General features: G+C 49.7%; 19 protein-coding genes. 15 read left to right on the top strand and 4 right to left on the bottom strand.

Features of this window, described 5'->3' with window-relative positions; translation table 11 throughout:
* Nucleotides 1-70 precede the first annotated feature (70 nt).
* From AC0YN0_RS14520 to AC0YN0_RS14530, 3 genes are all read left to right on the top strand, one after another.
* On the top strand, nucleotides 71-1,834 hold the full coding sequence (locus tag AC0YN0_RS14520) for a sensor histidine kinase (protein WP_475821917.1): 1,764 nt from the start codon (nucleotides 71-73) through the stop codon (nucleotides 1,832-1,834).
* Complete coding sequence (locus tag AC0YN0_RS14525; RefSeq protein WP_475821843.1) at nucleotides 1,834-3,513, top strand: type 2 periplasmic-binding domain-containing protein; 1,680 nt, start codon at nucleotides 1,834-1,836, stop codon at nucleotides 3,511-3,513. The genes AC0YN0_RS14520 and AC0YN0_RS14525 overlap by 1 nt, the downstream gene beginning before the upstream one ends.
* 61 nt (nucleotides 3,514-3,574) lie before the next feature.
* Entirely contained in the window at nucleotides 3,575-4,093 is a 519-nt protein-coding gene (locus AC0YN0_RS14530; RefSeq protein WP_475821844.1) for a hypothetical protein, read from the top strand.
* Nucleotides 4,094-4,120: 27 nt separating this feature from the next.
* Here the strand turns inward: AC0YN0_RS14530 and AC0YN0_RS14535 are convergent, their stop codons facing one another.
* Nucleotides 4,121-5,005, bottom strand: coding sequence for a LysR family transcriptional regulator (locus AC0YN0_RS14535; protein ID WP_475821845.1), 885 nt, complete (start codon nucleotides 5,003-5,005; stop codon nucleotides 4,121-4,123).
* Nucleotides 5,006-5,118: 113 nt separating this feature from the next.
* Between AC0YN0_RS14535 and aroC the strand changes: the two genes are divergently transcribed.
* The 3 genes from aroC to AC0YN0_RS14550 all read left to right on the top strand — a co-directional run bounded on the left by aroC (nucleotide 5,119) and on the right by AC0YN0_RS14550 (nucleotide 7,775).
* Nucleotides 5,119-6,174 (top strand): chorismate synthase, encoded by a 1,056-nt coding sequence (gene aroC / locus AC0YN0_RS14540; protein WP_475821846.1) that lies wholly within the window; start codon nucleotides 5,119-5,121, stop codon nucleotides 6,172-6,174.
* Between the two features lie 384 nt (nucleotides 6,175-6,558).
* Nucleotides 6,559-7,308: a tRNA(His) guanylyltransferase Thg1 family protein gene (locus AC0YN0_RS14545; protein WP_475821847.1), complete on the top strand. Its 750-nt coding sequence runs from the start codon at nucleotides 6,559-6,561 to the stop codon at nucleotides 7,306-7,308.
* Nucleotides 7,309-7,310: 2 nt separating this feature from the next.
* The gene (locus AC0YN0_RS14550) at nucleotides 7,311-7,775 is read left to right on the top strand and encodes an AAA family ATPase (RefSeq protein ID WP_475821848.1); all 465 of its coding nucleotides are present in this window, start codon (nucleotides 7,311-7,313) and stop codon (nucleotides 7,773-7,775) included.
* Nucleotides 7,776-7,786: 11 nt separating this feature from the next.
* On the opposite strand, the gene clpP is transcribed toward AC0YN0_RS14550, so the two are convergent.
* Nucleotides 7,787-8,371, bottom strand: a complete 585-nt coding sequence (gene clpP / locus AC0YN0_RS14555) for an ATP-dependent Clp endopeptidase proteolytic subunit ClpP (protein ID WP_475821849.1) — start codon at nucleotides 8,369-8,371, stop codon at nucleotides 7,787-7,789.
* 195 nt (nucleotides 8,372-8,566) lie between these two features.
* Between clpP and AC0YN0_RS14560 the strand changes: the two genes are divergently transcribed.
* From AC0YN0_RS14560 to AC0YN0_RS14585, 6 genes are all read left to right on the top strand, one after another.
* Complete coding sequence (locus AC0YN0_RS14560; RefSeq protein ID WP_475821850.1) at nucleotides 8,567-9,337, top strand: RNA polymerase sigma factor; 771 nt, start codon at nucleotides 8,567-8,569, stop codon at nucleotides 9,335-9,337.
* Between the two features lie 263 nt (nucleotides 9,338-9,600).
* Entirely contained in the window at nucleotides 9,601-10,551 is a 951-nt protein-coding gene (locus AC0YN0_RS14565; protein ID WP_475821851.1) for an EamA family transporter, read from the top strand.
* Nucleotides 10,552-10,819: 268 nt separating this feature from the next.
* Nucleotides 10,820-12,103: a histidine--tRNA ligase gene (locus AC0YN0_RS14570; protein ID WP_475821852.1), complete on the top strand. Its 1,284-nt coding sequence runs from the start codon at nucleotides 10,820-10,822 to the stop codon at nucleotides 12,101-12,103.
* Nucleotides 12,104-12,712: 609 nt separating this feature from the next.
* Nucleotides 12,713-12,979, top strand: a complete 267-nt coding sequence (locus tag AC0YN0_RS14575; protein WP_337101319.1) for a CD3324 family protein — start codon at nucleotides 12,713-12,715, stop codon at nucleotides 12,977-12,979.
* A gap of 28 nt (nucleotides 12,980-13,007) precedes the next feature.
* Complete coding sequence (locus AC0YN0_RS14580; RefSeq protein ID WP_475821853.1) at nucleotides 13,008-15,197, top strand: ABC transporter ATP-binding protein; 2,190 nt, start codon at nucleotides 13,008-13,010, stop codon at nucleotides 15,195-15,197.
* Nucleotides 15,197-15,694: a DUF1854 domain-containing protein gene (locus AC0YN0_RS14585; RefSeq protein ID WP_475821854.1), complete on the top strand. Its 498-nt coding sequence runs from the start codon at nucleotides 15,197-15,199 to the stop codon at nucleotides 15,692-15,694. Before AC0YN0_RS14580 ends, AC0YN0_RS14585 begins: the two co-directional genes overlap by 1 nt.
* Nucleotides 15,695-15,762: 68 nt before the next feature.
* Here the strand turns inward: AC0YN0_RS14585 and AC0YN0_RS14590 are convergent, their stop codons facing one another.
* Together AC0YN0_RS14590 and AC0YN0_RS14595 are read right to left on the bottom strand one after the other, a co-directional pair.
* Nucleotides 15,763-16,053 (bottom strand): hypothetical protein, encoded by a 291-nt coding sequence (locus AC0YN0_RS14590; RefSeq protein ID WP_475821855.1) that lies wholly within the window; start codon nucleotides 16,051-16,053, stop codon nucleotides 15,763-15,765.
* Between the two features lie 165 nt (nucleotides 16,054-16,218).
* Nucleotides 16,219-17,460, bottom strand: coding sequence for a nitrate/nitrite transporter (locus AC0YN0_RS14595; RefSeq protein WP_475821856.1), 1,242 nt, complete (start codon nucleotides 17,458-17,460; stop codon nucleotides 16,219-16,221).
* Nucleotides 17,461-17,915: 455 nt separating this feature from the next.
* Between AC0YN0_RS14595 and AC0YN0_RS14600 the strand changes: the two genes are divergently transcribed.
* Genes AC0YN0_RS14600 through nasC form a run of 3 tightly spaced genes read left to right on the top strand, consistent with a single transcriptional unit; the run spans nucleotide 17,916 to nucleotide 23,497 of the window.
* Nucleotides 17,916-19,190 (top strand): molybdopterin molybdotransferase MoeA, encoded by a 1,275-nt coding sequence (locus AC0YN0_RS14600; protein ID WP_475821857.1) that lies wholly within the window; start codon nucleotides 17,916-17,918, stop codon nucleotides 19,188-19,190.
* Nucleotides 19,191-19,218: 28 nt separating this feature from the next.
* A complete protein-coding gene (gene nirB / locus AC0YN0_RS14605; RefSeq protein ID WP_475821858.1) occupies nucleotides 19,219-21,366 on the top strand; it encodes a nitrite reductase large subunit NirB in 2,148 nt (715 codons plus the stop codon).
* A complete protein-coding gene (gene nasC / locus AC0YN0_RS14610; protein ID WP_475821859.1) occupies nucleotides 21,347-23,497 on the top strand; it encodes an assimilatory nitrate reductase catalytic subunit NasC in 2,151 nt (716 codons plus the stop codon). The genes nirB and nasC overlap by 20 nt, the downstream gene beginning before the upstream one ends.
* Nucleotides 23,498-23,575 lie beyond the last annotated feature (78 nt).

Below are 23,575 nucleotides of genomic sequence, written 5' to 3' on the forward strand. Positions count from 1 at the left end.
GACTATCGCTATTGCTGGTAAAATCTATAATGTAAGCGATTTCCTCCGAAAGGGGCTTTGTCGATTGTACATGCTTCGTTTTTTTCGCCAAATGCCGCATCCGTTCAAAACAGGCACCCTGCGGCGAACGCTGGTCATTTATTTGCTTATTGCCTGCTTATTCCCGCCGATTCTGTTCTCGGTGTATACCTATTCGTCCTTGCATTCGATTCTCTCCAACAAAATACGCACCGGCATCTATGCCAGCCTCAAGCAAGAAGCGACCGGCCTCGAAAATCTGCTCAGCAATCTCGACTTTGTATCCAAGCAATTCGCGCTCGACGGGCAAACCGCGGAGAAGGTAAGCGAATATTTGAACACGGAGAGTTTAACCGAGAAAGCGGAGATGATGAAGGACATTGAGGCGAGTCTTAACATCGTTAACTTTACGAATCCGAATCTCGGGTTAACGGTCTATTACAGCCCTGGCCAGCAAAATCCGATTCTGTTCACGAATCTCGCCGTTAGCGGCAGTTTTGGCGTGAATGACCTTCCCGCCTTCGTCCGCTACAATGGCGCCGTGTACTTCGGTCCTCATCGTACGCAATACAAAAACAGTACGAATATCGTTTTCTCCTCGATGCGCGAGCTAAAGACCGATCGTGTCGATTCGGCCTACATCTATTTGGAATCTAATTATAATTTGTTTCGCAAAATCATGAACAGCGAATGGTACGGCATGAAAGTGTCGCATTACTTAATTAACGAGCAGGGAGAGGCGATCTTCGCAGATACCGGCACTCCGCCTTTCGATCCTAGGCTGCTGCGCTGGGAGATGGCCGTGTCCGAGAGCAAGCTGTTCAAGGACCATTACCTGTTCGGATACGAAAGCGGACAAGGCTGGAAGCTTGTTACGGCTGTCGATCAAAGCATTTTCAATCACGAGATCAACGCGTGGTTTATGCGCATGGGCTTGCTGTTCGTTGGATCTTCCGGGTTAGCGGTGTTTATTGCGATGCTCATATGGCGCAAAGTATATGGCTCGCTTCGCAAGGTGAACAAAGAAATCGTCAAAATGACGGGGGATCGGGAAGCGCCCGTCAGCTACACGCAGATAGAGGAATTCGACCAACTGCTCGGCAACTTCCAAGTCATGAAGACGACCGTTAACGAGCTGATCCACGAGGTCGGCCGCAACGAACGAATGAAGAGCCAACTGGAGACGGAGAAGCTGCTCAGCCAGATCAATCCGCACTTCCTGCACAATACCCTGAATACGGTGCAATGGTTAGCGAGATCCAATGGCCAGGAGGATATCGACCGCATCGTCACCCTCCTTGTTCAGGTGCTCCACTACAACATGGGCAAGCCTGGACTCATTGTAACGGTACGGGATGAGATCGAAGCGCTGCAAAAATATATCGAGCTGCAAAGCATCAGATACGAAGGCGAGCTTGACTTTCGGATCGACGTCGATCCTCGGACGAATCATATCCCGATTCCAAGGTTTCTGCTGCAGCCGCTCGTCGAGAATGCGATCTATCATGGCAAAAATGAACAGTTTGGCATCATCCGCATTACCATTCAGCAGACGGAGCAAGGGAAAATGCGCGTAGAGGTTGCCGACAACGGTCCTGGAATGGACGAGGCTACGCTGACTAGGCTCATTAACACGGGGGAGGGAACGCCTGTTCTGGGCGGCATGGGCATAGGCCTAAACTACGTGCGGCGCTTGCTCGACCGTTACTACGGCAACGGCGATTTGCTCCACATCACGAGCGAACCTGGACAAGGAACCGTACTCTCCGTTGAAATACCGGCTGCTATCGAAGACGGAAGGATGAGATTTCATTGATGATTGAGAAGCGAACAACGCGAGCTGCGAATCGAATGGTTCTAACCGGCTGCATAGCCTTGCTACTACTAATGGGAGCTTGCAAAAATAACGAGTCCTCGCCTACGAATAGCGACTCAGAAGAGTCAGCCTTCAATCCGCCCGTTACGTTGCGGGTCGCCTATTCCTATTCAGACATCGAGCTGCCTGAGGGCGATTATGGCGATAATAATTTTTTGACACGGTATATTGAAGAACAGACAGGTGTAATCATCAAATACGATTGGGAAGCAAGCGGTGAAGACAGCTATGAGAGCACGCTCGATCTAGCGATCCGCAGCAACGATCTTCCTGATGCTTTTATCGTGAATCGCGAGCAGTTCCGATTGCTGCAAGAGCAGCAATTGATCGAGGATCTTACCGATATCTACCCGAAGTATGCCTCGCCGCTCGTGCAAGAAATTTATGAGGCGACTGACGGTCAAGCCATAAGGGAAGCATCAGCCGACGGAAGGCTGTATGCCTTTCCTAACGTAGCGATTGAAGCGGATGCCCCTTCATACTTGTGGATAAGACAGGATTGGCTCGACGATTTGAAGCTGCAGCCCCCGAGCACGCTCGAGGATATCGAGAAAATCGTCCATGCTTTCGTAAAAGACGATCCGGACGGCAACGGAAGAGCCGACACAACGGGCATTCCTGTAGAGAGAACGCTCGTCTATGGCGAGAAGACGGGGGTACACGGGCTTAATAGCGTGTTTGCGGCTTATCATTCATTTCCGCAAAGCTGGATATACGATAAGCAGGGCAACGTCGTATACGGTTCGATTCAACCAGAGGCGAAGAACGCGCTTGCTAAGCTTGCGCAATGGTATAAGGAGGGCATTGTCGACTCCCAATTTTTGCTGCGCAAAGACATTCAGGAGCTAATCTCGAACAATCAAGCCGGGGTCGTATTCGCGCCTTGGTGGGCGCCTTATTGGCCGCTTAACGGTTCGGTATCGACCGATACGAAGGCGGAATGGCGAGTATATGCTGCGCCGACTGATAAGGAAGGGATGTTCGTCACGAAGACAGCGCCGCTTACCGACCGCTATCTCGTTGTCCGCAAAGGCTACCCCTATCCGGAAGCCGCGTTAAAGGTGCTGAACATTTTAACGAAGCTGGAACGCAATCAAGACCCGGATTGGAAGGAAGCCGAACAGCTCCGATCGATCGCCGAACAGCTGGGACCGCAGCTTCGCAACTATTATCCGTTCGATCTGCTGCTCGATTACCCGGATGCCGTCGTGAAGCGGCATGATCAGTTAATTCTTGCCTTGAATGGGGAAATGGAGCGGGATAGTCTCGATACGGAGACAAAGTCGCTGTATGATGATTTGCTGCAGGAGATTGAGCTCCCGCGCAAAAATCTTGAAGCTTGGAGCAGCTCCCAAGCGTACTTGCAGGGCGGTGCCGTCAGCAAAAAGCCGATGATCAAGGTGGAAAGTTTATTTTACGATACAACGCCAACGATGGAGAAGAGCTGGGCCGAGCTGCAGAAGCTTGAGAATGAAACGTATTTGAAAATAGTGACGGGGGAGCTGTCCATCGATGCTTTCGAGCCATTTGTCGTTGCTTGGAATAACAAAGGCGGTAATCAAATTACGCATGAGGTGAACGAAGAAGTGAGTAAAGCGCATGCCTCGGAACTGCCATGATTTGCTTCTAATAGGGTATAATGAGGTGCATAGACAAGACAAGATAGGATGGAGGATATGAATGAGCAACGATCCAATGAAAGTTCCATTCGGCTACGAGCCGCCGCCGGAGACGAGGAAAGGAACGCTTATTTTTTACGATTCCTTCGAGCAAATTAGTGAACAGGAGCTGGAGATTGCTGCGGCTGTAGCCAGGGACAAAGCTTTCGCAAAGTTCGTCCTGTATCCGCTGCATGAAGAGAGCGTTAGGCGGATGTCGAAATCGCCGGTAAGCGCCTATTACAAGCGTGAAGACAGGCTTCATGAATGGAAGCGGGAATATGGCAGAAGCGACGTTATCGTCGATCGATTAGACGGCAAGCGGAAGAAATACACGCCAATCGATTCCGCCCTTCGGCATATTGCCGAGACGTATCCGGCGCCATACTTTCTGTACTTGACGCCGGAGACTGCCAATCAGTTCGCCTCGTATTCCTCCTTCGAGGAGTGGATCGTGAAGCTTCGACTCATTATTTCGTCTGAGCCAGAGAGGCTTCATGCAAGATTAGCGGAGTATCGCCATCGTTGGGAGACCGTGTAGCTTTAGTTGATGATAGTCTCCAGTCCTTTAGTCGTTCTCAAGCAATTCGACGAACCGTTTCGCAGGCATCGGCATGGAACGGTCCGCTCTAACGGCTATCCCGATCTCGCGCGGCGGGGGGTTAACGTTAAGCTTTAACAGGTGAAGCTTACCTTCAGCCAGTTCATCCCGTACGAATGATTCCGTAATGAACGCTGCGCCATAGCCGCGCAAGGCAAATTCAATGAGCATATCGATACTGCTTAATTCTATATCCGCTTCCGCTTGTATACCTTGAGAAGCCAGCCATTGGTCAACGAACCGCCTTGTGCTGCTTCCTTGCGTTAAGAGCAGAAGCGGTATTTTTGTAAGGACGGACGGATCGTTAACCTCTGCCGTCCACTTAAGGAAGGCGTCGCCGACGACAAAACAATCTTGGATGGAGACGAGCGGTCGAACGATTAGCTCGGGATCGGCGAACGGAAGATGGACAAGTCCGACGTCGATCTGGCCTTCCTTCAGCTTCGTGCGGATATCGGAAGATTTGCCCTGCGATAATCTGACGCGTACATCCGGGTATTGAGCATGGAAGCGGTCCAGCGGCGCAAGTAGCACATGCTTCATAATCGGACCGCTTGCTCCTATGCGAAGCTCGCCAGCTGTCAGCTTACGCAAAGCGTGCATACGCTCTTCACCCGCGCCTAGCAAATGGAATGATTTTTCTACATAGTCGAGCAGAGCGGCACCTTCAGCCGTCAATTGAACACCTTTGGATAACCGATCGAACAGCTTAATCTGCAAGCCTTCCTCTAGCTGCTTAATTGCATAGCTGACGGAAGGCTGCGTAATATGCAGCTCGGCTGCAGCTTTGGTAAGGTTGCCCGAACGTGCTGTATGAAGAAAGATGCGATACCATTCCATATTCATTTGCATTGTGATATAGATCCTCTCTATGACAAGATACCGTAATTACAATTTCATTTATTTCATATACTAAATTATAATGGAGCTATAAATCAAGCAGCATCGACAGGAGGCAACATATTATGCCAGGCAGTTCATATGGAGAAGCATTCAAAGTTACGACTTTCGGTGAATCGCACGGCGAGTCGGTCGGCGTCATTATAGACGGGGTAACACCAGGCGTAGAAATCGATGAGCCCTATATTCAAGTCCAGATGGACCGTCGCAAGCCCGGACAATCATCGGTAACGACTCCGCGCAAGGAGTACGACATCATTAATATTATGTCTGGGGTATTCGAAGGCAAGACGACAGGTACACCGTTATTCATCATGCTGCACAACAAGGATATGCGACCGGAAGCTTATAGCGATATTCAGCATGCGTTCCGTCCTGGACATGCGGATTTCACTTATTTGAGCAAATACGGAATTAGAGATCATCGCGGAAGCGGGAGAGCGTCTGGACGGGAAACCGCCGGACGTGTAGCCGCAGGCGCGGTTGCCCGCAAGCTGCTCGAACGCAGAGGCGTGAGCATCGTTGCTTACTCGAAGGAAATTGGCGGTATCAAGTGCGAATCGTTCGTTGAGGAATCAATCGAGAAAAATCCTGTTCGTGCTTGTGATCCAGCAGCCGCGGAGAAAATGGTCAAGCGAATCGAGGAACTGGCAGCAGTAGGAGATAGCTGCGGAGGCATCGTAGAGTGCCGCATTCGCGGCGTGAAGCCTGGCGTTGGCGAGCCTGTGTTCGATAAGCTCGATGCGGAGCTGGCGAAGGCGATGCTGTCGATCGGCGCCATCAAAGGCATCGAATTCGGCGCTGGCTTCGGCGCAGCCGATATGCTGGGCAGCGAGCATAATGATCAGATGAACGCCGAAGGGTATCTGACCAACAACGCAGGCGGCATCGTCGGCGGCATCAGCAACGGGGAAGAGATCGTCTTCCGCGTCGTCGTGAAGCCAACCTCTTCGATCTCGAAGCCGCAGCAGACGATGAACGTCCGCGGCGAAGAACAGATCATCGTAACAGAAGGCCGCCACGATCCATGCATTTGCCCGCGTGTCGTACCCGTCATTGAAGCGATGGCTTGCATCGTCCTCGAAGACCTGATGAAACGCCAAGCGGCGCTGCATGATTAATTTATGTAGTTAAATAATGGGAGCAGAAAGCCATCCTAACCGCTAAGTGGTTGGGGTGGCTTTTTAGGATTTATTTCAATACGGACACAGATGACACTAACGAGCATTATAACGCACGAATGTAACTTTTACGGACCCTAGGGACACTAACTACATCATACCTACCGTTTGAATGCGCTTGAACGCCAACAGTGATCAAATAAGGACGCTTATGTCCGTTACCTCTCACTTTATCCGAAAAGATCATTATAAAGGGCCGTACGGTCCTTAATATTATAGTGCATACCAGACCAATCTATTTGAGCTAACATCCACATTCCATATTCCCATTTGCATTTACTGGAAGTATTATAGATTATATCTTCAGAGGGGGGATATAGGTTGATGAAAAATGATGATTTCGGCAATCGGATGAAGGGTTATGAGCATGCGTTTCGCCACAGCTTACCTAGACGTTTGCCTGTTTTGATAAGGCTTGACGGCTGTCATTTCCATACGTTTACAAGAGGTCTAGACAAGCCTTTCGACGAGAAGCTGACGCAAGCGTTCTGGGAGACAAGTAAATATTTGGCCGGACAAATGATGGGCTGCAAGCTGATTTATCACCAAAGCGATGAAATATCAATTTTGCTGACGAATAACGATAAGCTGACGACGCAAGCTTGGTTCGATAACAATATCCAGAAGATCGTATCCGTATCGGCCGCAATGGCAACGGCAAAATTCAATGATATTATGCGCAGCGTATATCCGAACAAAGAACTGGCGTTCTTCGACAGCCGCGCGTGGGTGCTTCCGGAGGACGAAGTGACGAACTACTTTCTCTGGCGACAGCAGGATGCGACCAAAAATAGTATCTTGATGGTAGCTCAGGCGCATTTCCCGCAAGCCCAGCTTCAAGGACTCGATGGCAAGCAGTTGCAGGACAAGCTATTCACCGAGAAGGGCATTAACTGGAATGAGCTTCCGGTTTGGCAAAAGCGCGGGGTATGCGTTACGAAGCAGCATTTTCAAGTTGGCGTAGTCACGCGAAACCGCTGGGAGGTAGACCACGAGACGCCTGTGTTCTCTCAGAACCGTGACTACATTAATCAATATGTCTATTCCAATCAACAACTGGATAAGGGTGAATAAGGATGGAAATGCTCTTATTCGTAGGCTTGCAAGCTGCGGGGAAATCTACATTTTTCAAGGATAAATGGTACGATACTCATATGAGGCTCAATATGGATATGCTTCGAACTCGCCATCGCGAAGCGATTCTGCTTGACGCCTTATTGCATGCGAAGCAACCTTTCGTCGTAGATAATACGAATCCAACGGTCGAAGAACGCCAAGGATATATCGAGAAAGCGCGAGCGCATCAATTTCGTATTGCATGTTATTATTTCGTACCGGACTACGCGGAGTCGATAAGACGGAATGAAGGACGAATCGGCAAAGCCAGAATTCCCGATATCGGGATCAAAAGCGTCATGAAAAAACTCCAGCCTCCGACGTGGGACGAAGGATTTGACGACATCTATGAAGTCACTTCAATTGATGGTTTATTTACGATTACAGCGAAAGGAGGGAAGCCTCAGCTTCCCGATTCACTCTGATATTATAATGGCTATAACGATGTTATAACCTTATCGATGATTCCGTATTCAAGTGCTTCTTCAGCGGACATAAACGTATCGCGATCCATATCCTTTTCGATGCGTTCTATCGGCTGGCCGGTCCGTTCGGCTGCGATCGCATTAAGTTTAGAACGGATACCAACGATCCGCTTCGCGCTAATGGCAATATCGCTTGCTTGACCTTGAGCGCCGCCATGCGGCTGATGGATCATAATCTCGCTGTTCGGTAGCGCGAATCGCTTGCCCTTAGCGCCGGCTAGCAACAGAATTGCAGCGAATGATGCAGCCAGACCGGCACAGATCGTATGCACGGGCGGCTTCAAATATTGCATCGTGTCGAAGATAGCAAAGCCGGCCGTCGTGGATCCTCCTGGGCTGTTGATGTATAACGATATCTCTTTGTCAGGATCTTCGGCAGCCAAATACAGCATCTGTGCGATTATGCTATTCGCTACCCCATCATCAATAGCTGATCCCAATATAATAATCCGATCCTTCAGCAGCCTCGAATAAATATCGTACGACCTCTCGCCGCGCCCCGTTTGCTCCACAACATAAGGTACATAAGAACTCATTTTCATAACCTCCATATGGCTGTATTTTCGATTTCGATACGTAAACGAATGGCATGCGGCCGAAGATACGGTTAACAAAAATTTTTATTTGGCGTATCCTTATGATGAGTTCAATCGTTTACCATATAGAAGACACTATGAATTTAGGCGAGATACCTTATATTTAGCATTTAGCGCCAAGGAGGCTGGCACATCATGTCCATCAAGCACGTATGTTCTACGATAAGTGAAACGATTCATACAAATGAAATTCCAACGGAACAGCTGCACGCAACCGTACGCCGATATTGCTTGTCGATTACGAAATCCGGACATGATGCGGAGGATTTGGCTCAAGATACATGGCTCAAGGCGCTGCCCATTCTCGGGACGCAAGGGCACAGCAACCCGGAAGCGCTTCTTCTGCGAATAGCAAAGACAACGTGGATCGATCAGACTAGACGGAAGGATGTCACTCTAAAGTTGCTGAAAAATCAATCCATGAGCGCTAATGGATCCATAGTTGACAATAGCGACAGTCTCTTCGAGCTCGAGCAGCTATTCCGAGCCTTGCTGAAGCATATGCCGCCCCTGCAAAGAACGGTGTTCATACTGCGCGATGTGTTTGATTACTCGACAAGCGAGACCGCTCATTGGCTTCGTACGACCGAAGGTGCGGTCAAAGCAGCCTTGCATCGTGCTCGACACACGCTGACGCAAGTGAAGCGCGAGCTGCTAGAGGATAAAATAGACGAGTCTGGGAACAGCGAAACCGCCTCGGATAAGAATTTCATTCAAGCGCTGGCTAATGCCTATCAGGTGAGCGATATTGTGATGCTGATCGAGCTCATGCAACAGGAGCAGCTTGTACCGGCAGTGGTATCGAGTATCATCGGCAATCGTTTGCCGCATGCTAGAGGTCGAAGCCAGATTGCACATGGAGTGTATAGCTATGGCAGTGGAACAGGCTTATTTATGGCCGCTTAAAACGCGATTTATTGCGAATACCGATTGACAACATCTTACTTGTCGTGTAAGATTTGAACTGTTGCTGTTCGGCAAACAATCGCATATCAATCGTATAACCTCACAGCTAATGAGCTGGAATAGGGTGAGGGTCTCTACTGGAAGCCTATACTTCCTAACTACGAATTTCGGTTAATCCCACGATTAAACCGTATTCGGAGTTAGGATTTTTTGTTTGCGTACAAAAGGAAAAAGCAGCAGCTAGAAGGGAGCATCAACTACGCATGAAGTATTTATTATCTGTATTTTTAGGAGCAGCCAGCTACGGCATTTTATCCACCATCGTCGTCTATGCATACGGCCAAGGCTATGAGCTTGGCGAAGTAGTAGGCAGTCAATTGCTAATGGGGTTTATTCTCGCTTGCGGATTAGCGTTATTTACGAAATGGAGGGAGCGTCTTCAGTTCAAAGGCAGAAATGTTACTGAAAAGAAGACGCTCGTATCACAGCTTACTTGGAAGCAGCGTCTGCTGCTCATGGCAGCAGGCATGCCGACTGCCGTGACGGGGCTGCTGTATTACCAATCGCTGAAGCATATACCGGCTTCGCTTGCCATTATTCTGCTTTTCCAGTTCACGTGGATCAGCATCGTTGCTCAAGCCGTTCGACAGCGCAGACGGCCAAGCCGTCCTATGATGTTGGGTCTAGGCGTATTGCTTATCGGTACGTTGCTGGCTGCCGGAATACTTGAACAGGGCATGTCCCAATTCAATATCATTGGCGTCATCTTGGGATTGCTGTCCGCAATCAGCTATTCGCTATTCATATGGTTTAGCGGCAAAGCCGTTCCTAGCGCGCACCCCGCGTATCGCAGCGCATGGATGCTGGCTGGCGCACTGACGCTTGTATTCGTCATTTTCCCGCCAGCTTTTCTGTTCGATGGAACGTTGTGGGGAGGCTTGCTCGTCATCGGACTCTTGCTAGGCTTGTTCGGCGCATTCATTCCCCCTGTGCTGTTCGCGGTGGCTGTTCCGAGAATTGGAGAAGGGATGGCCGGTATTCTAGGCGCATCCGAGCTGCCTGTTGCGGTTATGATGTCTGCCTTCGTACTGAACGAGTACGTTAGTATGCTCCAATGGACGGGCGTTGCGACCGTCCTGATCGGAATTGCTTTGCCCGAACTGTTAAAGCGGAAGCACGGCAAAGGGAGCAACCAGTCCTATCACATCGCTTAACGGCATTAATTATAGGGAGTTCATTTGCAATCTCGAGATGAACTCGCTATAATGGATTTACTTTACAGCCTGAGGGAGTCGAACGATATGTACAACAACCTTCTGTTCGCACAACTTCATCATCACAAGCTGCGTTAGCACACCTGATCGAATATCAGGGCGGGCTAACGCAATTCGCGTTGGCCTCCCTGCGGCATAGCAACGCGCAGGACCAAGAGGTCCTGCGCGTTTTTTTTGTTCAATTCAACTATCGAGGGGGATGAATGCTATGCAAAATGTAAAAGGTACGTACGATTATTACGGAGCGGAGCAAATCACGAGACAACGCGTGCAGCGTACGCTTGAGAAATGGTTTGAGCGTTACGACTTTGATCCAATGGTGACGCCGATGCTGAATGAGCAGTCGCTGCTGGCATCCAAATATGCAGGCGGCGATGAGATTTTAAAGGAAATGTATCAGTTAAGCGACCAAGGAGGCAGATCGCTTGCGCTTCGGTATGATCTTACGATTCCATTCGCCAAGGTGGCAGCCCTGAATCCAGGGATAATGCTTCCCTTCAAACGATATGAGATCGGAAAAGTGTTCCGCGACGGACCAGTAAAGCGCGGACGACTGCGGGAATTTTTGCAATGTGACGCCGACGTGATCGGCACGAAAGGGGCAGAAGCAGAGGTCCAGCTCATGCAGCTTGCGGCGGACGTATTTGCCGATCTGAATATCGACATCGAACTGCGATGGAATAACAGACGTTTTTTAAGCGAGCTGCTAGGTAAAGTCGGTGTAAGTGAAACTGATGCCTCTTCCATCATGCTCACGCTCGATAAAGCAGCCAAAATCGGTGCTGCAGGCGTTCAAGAAGAGCTTGCGGAGAAAGGGCTTGCACCTTCTGTTAGACAAACGATAGGGAGCTGGTTAGAACGCAGCGATCTTACCTTCGAGGAGTTAGTCCGCATGAATGGTCTGGAGAAGTCGGAGGGAGCAAATGAGTTGATCGCCGTGCAATCCTTGATAACTGCAACGGGATTAGACGAGCTATGCCGGTTCGACCCTTTCTTGTCACGGGGCTTATCCTTCTACACCGGAACCGTTTATGAAATATTCGATCGCACTGGTCAATATACGTCAAGTCTCGGAGGAGGAGGACGGTACGACGCGATTATCGGTAAGCTCATTGGAAGAGATGACATCGATTATCCGGCAGTTGGCATATCGTTCGGCATGGAGCCCATTATGGCTATATTGACAGAGAGGGGTTCCATTGAAGTCAGTCCTCCAATCTTACTATTGCCTATAGGGGATACGCTTTCCTATGCGTTAGAAACGGCGACTGTGCTTCGGCAATCCGGGCTTCGAGTTCGCGTTGACGGGAGCGGACGCAAGCTTCGCAAAGCATTGGCTTCAGCGGCAGCAAGCGGTATCCGTTTCGTTCTGTTGCTTGGAGAAAACGAGAAGTCGGCCGGGACGGCTACGATGAAGGATCTCGATACGTCGACTGAAAAACAGTTAACAATGTCAGAAGTGATTGCAACGGTTGGTAAAGATTATTTATAAAAAATGCTTTCTCTTTCGCCATCCTATAAAATGGAAGTATACTATGGTTGTCGGGCCGACGAATCACTAGGAAAGGAGTTGATCTATTTTGTATCACAACCTTGAGGTGATTTCCGTCTAGCAATAGTCGGAAATCATCCATAAACGGGAGGCCGAAAGGCCTCCCCCTATTTTTTGTAATAACGAAAGAACACCTAAAAAATAAATCTACAAATTTGAGAAATTTTTCTTGTAAGGTGAAAGTGCTTTCATTATAATCAATAAGTGCACGACACAAATTATGGAGATGAAAGGAGTCGAACAACATGCTGGGTGGTATGATGGTGGTTGCATATTAACTGAATATCTCCTAGTGCCGGAATCGTTCCGGTATCGACCCGTGCTGCAAGGAAGCAGCGTTAGTCGAGCAAGCGGCAGAAGACTGCCGCGCAATTGGCTTGTAGTACCCCGTTGCTGTGGAGGAATACCATCCACGGTTTTTTTTGTTCTAAAAAAAGAATTCCAAATACGCGAAAGGAGGCAGTAAAGCAATGAAAAATGCTACAGCAGTAAAAATGAACAGCAACGCAAATACGACAAAATTGAACATGTTTGAGGAGGACGTTTATCGTGAACTACAAAAATGGGAGAGATGTGCTTCCCCCTAGCTTATTGAAAGAACTTCAGAAATACATTCAAGGTGATCTGATCTATATCCCTAAACCATCGAATCAACGCATTGGCTGGGGCGAAGCAAGCGGTACGAGGAAGCTGCTCGCAGAGCGCAATGCCGAGATTTATTCCTTTTATACAAACGGCTGGACGGTTTCCGACCTAGAGCGCAAATATCACCTATCCGGCGAGAGCATTCGCAAAATAATCGTAAAGGCTCGTTAATGAGCCGCTTGCGAATGGGGGTGCTAAATTGTCGGTTTTAGAGAAATTACCAACTGCCATACAATCGAAGCTGAAGCACGAACCGTTGTTCAGCGGTAAAACGGATTTGCTTACCGATGGACATTTCGGCGAACAGTGGCTGACGATTACGGAACAGGAATTAATGCTTTGGAACGAAGCAGGCAAGCAGCAGTTATCGATTGCGCTTAGTGAAGTAACAGATGCACGCGCCGCAGGCGGCGTTGGCGGCGGTATGCTCATGATCGATACCAAGAAAGGGCCAGTCGTTGCCGCTCGGTATACGGCTGCCCTGACAACGGTGTTCAGCTTCGCCGCCAAGCTCATTGGCGCATTAGCCAAAGGTGAGGAACGGCCCGTCATCTCGGAGAAGGAATTTCCGAGATATTGTCCGAAGTGCAATAATCCGCTCTCCGAGGGCACCCAAGTATGTCCTCTATGCAAAAGCAACAAAAAAGTGATACTGCGTATGCTCAGCTATGCTTTACCGTATAAACTTCAGATGGCAGCAGCCGGGTTCCTGCTCGTCATCACGACATTGGTAGAGCTTATCCCGCCTTACTTGACGAAAGTAATGATCGATGATGTTCTTCAGCCGAAAGACACAGGTTCTATGCTGTTAATGGTTGTCCTTGGGTTAGGTGTAACGGCATTGCTCATGACCATTATGCAGACGGTACGAGGGCTTATCGGCGTATGGGTCGGATCTAAATTGATGGGCGATTTGCGCAAAGACGTATACAGTTCATTAATGCGGCTTTCGTTAGCGTTCTTCGATCGAAGACAGACCTCCCAGTTTATCGGCCGGGTGAACAGCGATTCGGAGGCCATGCGGCAATTCATGACCGACGGCGTCATTTGGGTAAGCGGCGAGTCGCTGCGCGTTATCGCGATCTTCATTATTATGTTCGGCCTCGATTGGAAGCTTACTTTGTATGCCATGCTGCCGATGCCGTTCATGGTTCTGGTGTCTATGAAGCTATGGCCGAAGATAGGCCGGCGGTGGTATCAGCAATGGCGGGCGATATTCAGACTGAACGTCTTGGTGGGCGATTCGTTGCAAGGTGTTCGGGTCGTGAAAGCATTCGGTCAAGAAAAGACGGAAATGTCCCGTTATGAGGTCGCGAACCGCGAGGTTGTGCGCCACAACATTAGAATTGAAGGCCTATGGCAAGGCATGTTCCCGTTATTCTCGTTCATTGCTGGCATCGGCACACTGCTCATTTGGTATAACGGCGGGCAATCTGTTATCCATAATGAGCTTCAGCTCGGTACACTAATGGCTTTGATCGCTTACCTGACGATGCTATTCGGCCCGCTTCAATGGGTTAGCCAAATGATCAACTGGGCCAGCAATGCGCTTGCCGCAGCCGATCGGGTATTCGAGATCATGGATACGCCGTCCGAGGTGCCGGATGTGAAGGATCCAGCCGTAATAGGAACGATTGAAGGCCATGTGCGCTTCGATAAAGTGACATACGGTTATGAGAAACATCATCCGGTCATTAAGGACATTAACCTTGATGTGGAAGCCGGCGAAATGATCGGGCTTGTCGGTCATTCCGGCGCAGGCAAATCCACGTTCATTAATATGATCTGCCGCTTCTACGATACGGATGAAGGATCGATTTCTATCGACGGCATCGATCTTCGCCGTATAAGCCAGAGCGACCTTCGCAGGCAGATTGGCGTCGTGCTGCAGGAAACCTTCCTATTCGATGGTACGATTGCCGAGAATATCGCGTATTCCAAGCCGAATGCGACACCGATTGAAATTATGCAAGCGGCTAAGATTGCCAATGCGCATGATTTCATCGTTCGATTGCCGGACGGCTACGATACGAGGGTCGGCGAGCGCGGACATCGCCTCTCCGGCGGAGAGAAGCAGCGTGTATCGATTGCGCGAGCGATTATACATGATCCTCGCATTCTTATCCTGGACGAAGCGACGGCCTCTGTGGACACCGAGACGGAGCGTCAAATCCAGGAAGCGATCACGAGACTCATTAAAGGCAGAACAACATTTGCCATAGCCCACCGTCTCTCAACGCTTCGCAACGCGAACAGACTTGTCGTTCTGGAGCGAGGCAAGATCGTCGAGGTCGGCACCCATGAAGAGCTGCTCGACAAGAAGGGCGCCTATCATAAGCTCGTCGAAGCGCAGCAGGAGCTGTCGAAGATTAAGGGGGTTGAAGGCTGATGGACGACAAATACAGCATCAAAGTGTTCGACCCCGAACATATTTTGTTCAGCAGGGGAGGCGGCGGCGTCTTTCAAGGCATCGTAGAAGGGAAGCCGTATGAGGAGCTGGTCATTCACCGCTCCTTCCCTTTCCTGTATACGACGCGTTATATATCGGTAAGAGATGTGAAGGGCGACGAGCTGGGCATCATCGAAGACATAGAGAAACTCGATGACGAAAGCAAGATGGAGCTTGAGCAGGAGCTGCGATACCGTTATTTTCTCCCAACCGTTACAAGAGTCGAGAGCGTGAAGCAGAAATCCGATCTATGGATATGGGAGCTACAGACGAATCTCGGGCCGACGAGCATGGCGATGCGCAACCTGCACGAGCATCTGCAGTTCCCAGGCGGCAATCGAGTCATATTGACCGATATTAACGGCAAGCGTTGCGAGATAGCCGATTGGCAAGCGCTTGACACCCATAGCCGAAGCCAGCTGACCGATGTGTTGTAAACGAAAACGAGCGAGCTTTCCGCATTATGCGGCCAGCTCGCTCGTTTCATTTTGTCGATACACGACTGTTAGTGCGGTGTCACGACAGGAAGATGAATCGTCGTTCTCGGATATTTGTAATCGTTTCTATAGCAATTGGTGTCATTATCATAGGAAGATTGAGAGAGACGATGCGAAATCTCAAAGATTGGCAGCTTCGGGTTCACGTGCAGCGTTGATTCGAAAAACGAACACTGCTCGAAGTTGAAATCTAGAGTGGAGATAATAATGATACAGTTCGTGAACGTGCAACTGACGAAGTTGAATCCGTCAAATTGTATCGTTTCGTCTTTGAAATTTTCATTCGCAATTGTTTTCATTGACAACGCTCCTATTCATAAGATGAGACAACATGATTAACATACTATCAGATTGTATGCGTGATGTTTGTCACTTATTGCTCATCGAATGAATTATTTATCGACATGTTGCGATATGTCGGGCGGTCAATGAAAACGCAAGCGATGCGTAACGCTCGGTAAGGATTATACATTAATCGTAGAGCCTTCTCCGCTGGTTTGGATAAGCGCTTTGCCGCCTTTGCCCATCCATTGTTTGCGCCAGCTGAACTGAATGACATACAGAGTGATAAGCGCCGCAAGCGCGATTCCGCTGAGTACTAAGAAACCTGCCGTATATGCACCTGACGATTGGTACAGCTTGCCCAAAATAAGCGGCAACACATATCCGCCAATACCGCCTGCAGCTCCTACGATACCCGTCATCAGGCCGAGTTCGTTGCCGAAACGCTGCGGTACGAGTTGGAATACCGATCCATTTCCCATACCAAGCGACATCATTCCGATGAATAAGAGAACGATAACGACAGGCAATGGCGGAAGCGTTGATATCGAAGCCAGCATAAGTCCTGCGACAGCATAGAGCACCGTCAACATGCGCGTACCGCCGAATCGATCGGCTAAGTAACCGCCTACCGGTCTGAAGAAGCTGCCCGCGATAACGCAGATTGTAGTGAAATCAGCCGCTTTGACTGGAGAGAGACCGTATTGCGTATTGAAGAAGATCGTCAAATAGTTGGTAAGACCGACGAAACCGCCGAATGTAACGCAATAGAACAAGCAGAACACCCAAGCGTCGCGTTGTTTCAATAAAGATCCGTATTGCGTCAACTTCTTAGGCGCTGGACGGTTCGGGCTGTTTTTGGCGAATATCGTAAAGAAGATAAATACAAGCACGATCGGGATAAGAGCTAAGCCGAATACGGCTTCCCAGCCGCCGAAATGCTGTGCCAAGCGGTTGGCGAACAGCGTGGAGAAGATCGTACCGCTGTTGCCTGCCCCTGCAATGCCCATTGCAAGACCTTGATGTTCCTTGGAATACCATTGACCGGCTAACGGAAGTGCTGCCGCGAACGAGGCGCCTGCAATGCCTAGCAGAATAGCGACGACGTAAAGCTGATCTAATGAATGAACGAATTGCCAGCCGAGCACGAGAGGGATGACCGTCATAACCATACCAATCTGTGCCGTAAGCTTAGGACCGATATAATCGGTTAGGAAGCCGAGCACCAAACGTAGGATCGAGCCGCCTAGTACGGGAAGAGCAACTAGATTCGCTTTTTGAACCGGGTCCATCGGATAGTCGGCAGCAATAATGACGCTAAGCGGGCCAATGAGAACCCAAATCATAAAGCTGATATCAAAATATAGAAATGCGCTAAATAACGTTGGTTTGTGTCCGCTTTGCCAAAAACTTTTTTTCTCCATGCCTATCTCTCCCTTTATCTTCTCTTTTTTTTCGCGTTTCGGTCCGGACCGACGCTTCGTTCATGAATCCTAACACATACAATGGTTAAAATGTACAAAAGCCGCACTTCGCCCTGTTGAAAAAGGGGCGAAACGCGGCTTCATTGCCAACGGAGCACGTCATTGTGCTGCCTGTCGTTTACGTTATAGTGTCTTGCGGTGTTCCCAACTCGAATTATAGAGGTGAGTTACCTTCATGTCAATATATATAACATGAAATATTTTTGTGTCCGCTTATGTTTAATTATGTTATGTATATTGACATAAGCGTAAAAATAACCTACTCTAAACATATGATAAGAGCTTCGCACAGCGTTGTGCTGGCTCACTCGGCAACGGTGCCTTTTTCCTGAATAACAGGGAGAGGGCATTTTCTGTTTATAAAACCATGTACGCTAAGATAGGGGAGGATCATAATGGCAATCGTTAACGTTCAGCATCCGATGACAGCTTCCGTATCATTAGCTTCGATGAAACTGCTTGCTTGCGTGAAAGAACCTCCCATTGAAACGGTTTCATTAGAGGATGCTGGGGCAAGAGTACTTGCGAATGACTTCGAAAGCATCGTCTCGCTGCCTCCTTTCCGGAGAGCGGCGATGGACGGGTATGCAGTCCAGGCAGCAGCTTTGCAAGGCGCATCAAGGGAACGCCCCGTGGAGCTGCGTATTATTGATGAAGTGCGTGCCGGACATATAACGCAGCATGAGCAGCCAGCCGCTTCAACGCTTCAACTAAATGATGCTGTTCGCATATTCACCGGGGCACCTGTACCGGAAGGTTATGATACAGTCGTCATCCAAGAAACGGCAATACCTCTCGAAGCGCGTAATGGATTTCGCAGAATAAGACTCGATCGGCCCTGCACGCTAGGTCAGCATATTGCAGAGAAAGGCGAAGACGTTCCGCAAGGGATGAAGCTGTTGTATCGGGGAACTGAGCTGAGGGCCAAAGAAGTGGCCATTCTCTCATCTGTCGGGCAATGGGAGATTAATGTATACGAGCGCCCGAAGGTAGCCGTTCTCCCCATCGGCGATGAGTTAATCGCGCCTGGACGAGAGCTAAAGGGTGGCCAAATCTACGAATCCAACAGTTATATGATAGGAGCTCGCTTGAAAGAGCTTGGCGCATCCGTCATCCGATATCCTGTTGTTCCTGATTGTTTAGAGCAGATAGAAGCTGCCATTCAGGAGTGCCTCACGAAGGCCGATATGGTTGTCACGACCGGGGGAGTATCGGTAGGCGATTACGATTATGTGAAAGAAGCTGCGGAACGTATCGGAGCAGAAGCGATTTTTACGAAGACGATTATGCGTCCCGGTACACCGACCTCAGCTTTTCGTCGTTCTAATCAATTGATTATCTGCTTATCAGGCAATCCTTCCGCATGCTTCGCAGGACTAGAGCTATTGCTTAAGCCAGTTGTTCTCAAAGCAGCCGGCTTAACCGAATATCGCTCCACCTGGCTGGATGGCCGCTTAATGGATTCCATACTGAAGCCTTGCCCGTACCCTAGATATATAAGAGCATTCGTCTATCGATCAGAGAAAGAATGGATGGTCGAACCGCTGACGAACGATAAATCCGGAAATGTCGCGGCGTTCGCTAAAGCTAATGCGCTGGCTCTCATTCCGCCAGGTGGTACGGGGGCTATTATCGGCCAAGAAGTACAATGGGTATCGCTCACGATATAGAAAAAATGTGCGAGTGGATGTGGACATAATGAGTAGAAAACAGCTTGTAGTTATCGGAAACGGAATGGCCGGCATCAAATGCGTCGAGGAAATATTGAATATCAATGCTGAACAATTCCAAATCACGGTGATCGGCAGCGAGAAACATCCGAATTACAATCGGATTTTATTGTCCAAAGTGCTGCAAGGAGATTCCTCCATTAACGATATAGTCATCAACGATTGGTCATGGTATACGGAGAAAGGCATCAAGCTATATACGGGCGAGACCGCTACACGCATTCATCATGGCGATATACAGAGTGTAGAAACGGCATCCGGCCTACGGATTCCGTTCGATATCCTTATTATAGCTACAGGCTCATCGGCCTTTATCCCGCCGATTATCGGCGTTAATAAACCCGGCGTCATCTCCTTCCGTAATATCGACGATTGCAAGACGATGATCGATTATGCGAGCAAATATCGCAAGGCGGCGGTCATTGGCGGCGGATTGCTAGGTCTTGAAGCTGCAAGGGGCCTTCTTAATCTCGGTATGGAAGCCACAGTCATTCATAATGCGCCTTATTTAATGAATCGCCAGCTTGATCGCGCATCAGCAGAGCTTCTGCAGAAGGAACTGGAAGGTCAGGGCATGCGCTTCTGGCTCGGCAAGGAAACGGACAAAATTATCGGGCGTGACCGTGCGAAAGGTATTCGGTTCACGACGGGTCTCACCGTTGAAGCCGATCTTATCGTTCTTTCCGTAGGTATCCGGCCGAACATTGATCTCGCCAAACGCAGCGGCATCGATACGAATCGCGCAATTATGGTCGATGATTACATGCGGACTAATATCGCTAACGTATATGCCGTAGGTGAATGCGCCGAACATAGAGGAATCGCCTATGGGCTGGTTGCTCCGCTCTATGAGCAGGGCAAGGTGCTTGCCCGAACGATTTGCGACGAAGCAACGCCTCCTTATGAAGGGTCGATTCCTTATGCGCAGCTCAAAGTATCAGGTGTGCAGGTGTTCTCCGTCGGAGACATTCAAGAGGATAAAGCAGATACCGCAATCCAACAATACGATGGCATTCATAACACCTACAAAAAAGTAACGATGCAATACGGAAGAGTATGCGGCGCTATTCTATACGGCGACACCGATGAAGCGACCACTTTACTTAACCTCGTTAAGAAAAAAGCGCCTATCAGCGCCTTGAAAGCTGCAAACAGTCAATCGCAAGACGGCAGCTCGCCGATTGATGTCGAAGCAGAGAACATGGCGCCTCGCGAGACCGTATGCGCCTGCAACGCCGTTACGAAATCAGCGATTATGTGCGCGGTCTTAGACAACGGATTGAATACGGCGGAGCAAGTTCGCGATAAGACGAAAGCGTCCAGCTCCTGCGGGGGATGCCGACCGATGGTTAGCGCAGTCGTCCGATTCGCGCTTCGCAGCGGCAAAGATGGAGCGCAAGCAACAGAACCAGCTATTTGTAGTTGCACGACAGTCAGCCATCAGGCGCTTAAGACCGCCATCCAAAGCCATTCATTTACGAATGCGCAGTCGGTCAGGTTAGCACTGAATTGGGGTAAATTGAACGGCTGTCGACTCTGCAATAACGCCATTCATTACTATATGGAGCTTAAACAGCCGCAATCATTTACAGCCATTAAAGGCGTAGACAATCATCTAACGATTCATTCCGCAAGCTCAGCAATTAGGAGTCAAGGAGAGGGCTTCAACTCGGTATGGCTTGGTGAAGCGCTGCGTTCGATGTGGTCGCAAGCTTCAATGCCTACACCTCTGAAAGCAGCTGTTTCTTCCGGCGTCAAGACGCCAATCGGTATCCTTGTTCAGGATATCGGCCTAACCGGCTCGCCTTCAGGCTGGGAGCTGTATGCCGGCGGACATATGGAGCTGCCCGTAAAGCAAGGGCAACTGATCGGTATCGTGGAAAGCGACATGGATGCCTTGGAATTATCCGCCGCATGCATACAGCTGTATCGTGAGCGTGCGTATTACGGCGAGCCGCTATGGAAGTGGCTCGAGCGCGACGGAATCGTAGATATAAGAGAATTGCTGCTTGATCTCGAGGCGAGAAGAGAACTGTTCGATCATGCGAATCGCCCTAATCTGCAACTTGAATCAACCGAGAGGAGAGGTGAAGTCAATGCCGCCGTTAGTCATTGAAGCAACAAACAGCGATAAACTGAACGTCATACAGACGCAGTGTCCCTTCTGCAGTGTGCAATGCAAGATGCAAGTTACGATAACGGAGCCAGCAGAAGGCTCGAACCGTCTATCCTATACGATTGAAGGAGCAGCCAATGCTGCTTCGGAAGGCCGCTTATGCGTTAAGGGCATGAATGCTCACCAGCATGCGACGAGCACGGAACGTTTGCTGCACCCTCTCATTAAGCGAGGCGGGCAGTTCGTGGAAGCGACATGGGAAGAAGCGCTGCGTACGATTCGCGATCAATTCCAAGCGACAAACGAGAAGTACGGACCGGACGCTATTGGCGTCTATGGCGGCGGTTCATTGACGAATGAAACCGCCTATCTGCTCGGCAAGTTTGCCCGTATCGCATTAGGCACCAAATATATCGATTATAACGGCCGCTTCTGCATGTCGGCCGCTGCATCGGCAGGAACGAAAGTATTCGGCGTTGACCGCGGACTGACGTGTCGACTGGCAGATATTCCGCTGGCGCGTTGTATCATTCTTGCCGGTACGAATATCGCCGAATGCCAGCCAACGCTCATGCCCTACTTCACGAAAGCGAAGGAAAACGGCGCGACCATTATCGTTATTGATCCGCGAGTAACGGCAACGGCGGCGATTGCCGATATTCATCTGCAAGTAAGACCCGGCACAGATGCCGCGCTTGCTAATGGTCTGCTCAAAGCGCTTGAGGAAGAAGGGCTGTTGAACGAGAAATTTATTGCAGAGAAGACGAGCGGATTCTATGAGCTTAAGAAACATCTGTCGACGATCCATATCGAGGACATTGCCGCTTTGACGGGGATCAGTGAGTCCGATATTCGTAAGGCAGCTATTGCTTACGGTAAGGCTGACACAGGTATTGTTTTCACGGCAAGAGGGGTAGAGCAGCAGACTGACGGTCATATGGCTGTTCGCGGTTTCCTTAATCTCGTGCTGGCTACCGGCAAGATAGGCAAGCCTGGCTGCGGTTACGGAGCCGTGACGGGACAAGGGAATGGACAAGGCGGCCGCGAGCATGGACAGAAGAGTGATCAGCTGCCGGGTTATCGCTCAATCGAGAACGAGCATGATCGAGCCTATGTGGCTAAGGTATGGGGAATTGAACCGGAGCGGTTGCCCCGCAAAGGCGTCTCTGCTTATGAGATGATGGAACTCGTCCATCAGGATGTCATTCGTTCGCTTTTCGTAATGGGCTCCAATCCCGTTGTCTCCAATCCGAATGCAACGCTAGTCGAGGATGGTCTTGCAAAATGCGATTTTCTCGTCGTCGCCGATATGTTCATGTCGGAGACAGCGCGTATGGCGGACGTTATTCTGCCCGTCACTTCCTATATCGAGAATACCGGTACACTCACGAATCTGGAAGGACGCGTACTGCTCAGAGAATCGAACGTCGTGGCTCCTGGCAGCACGAAGCATGACTGGTCCATTCTGTGCGAGTTGGCATCCTTACTCGGGTATGAAAGCTCCTTCCCGTTCCAAACGGCTGAACAAATCTTTGAGGAGCTTCGATTAGCAAGCCGCGGCGGTCTAGCCGATTACTACGGCATTAATTACGATCGTTTGCGTAGGGAAGGCGGCGTCTACTGGCCTTGCCCTTCGCCTGATAAGCCAAGCGCAGGCATTATGTTCCAGAACTTCTTCGCTCATCCAGATGGCAGAGCCGTGTTCACGGCAGTGGAAAGCAGACAGCCGCAAGAAGCGCCATGCGAGCAATATCCGCTGACGATGACGAATGGCAGGGTGCTGTCGCATTATTTGACAGGCGTGCAAACTCGCCGAAGCAAGACATTAGCCGCTCGGAACATGGACAATTTCATCGAGATCCATCCGAAGACAGCAAAGCAGTATTGGATCGAGGAAGGCGAATGGGTAGTCGTTCAATCCAAGCGGGGCAGCTTCACCGTACGAAGTCGAATTACCGATCAAATCCGCGAAGATACGGTGTTCGTACCGATGCACTGGGGCGGAGCTCAGAACGTTAATCGCGCGACAAGCCCCGAACTTGATCCAAACTGCAAGATGCCCGGCTTCAAAACATCGACTGTATCGATCATGCCGTTAAGGCTTCAACAGGAGTTGCAAGCTATCGACTAGATGTAATTATCAGAGTGACATTCGTTAAGATCAATGATCCTAACGAATGTCACTTTTTTATTCTCTTAACCGTCTTTC

This window comes from Paenibacillus sp. J22P218, from assembly GCF_056269195.1.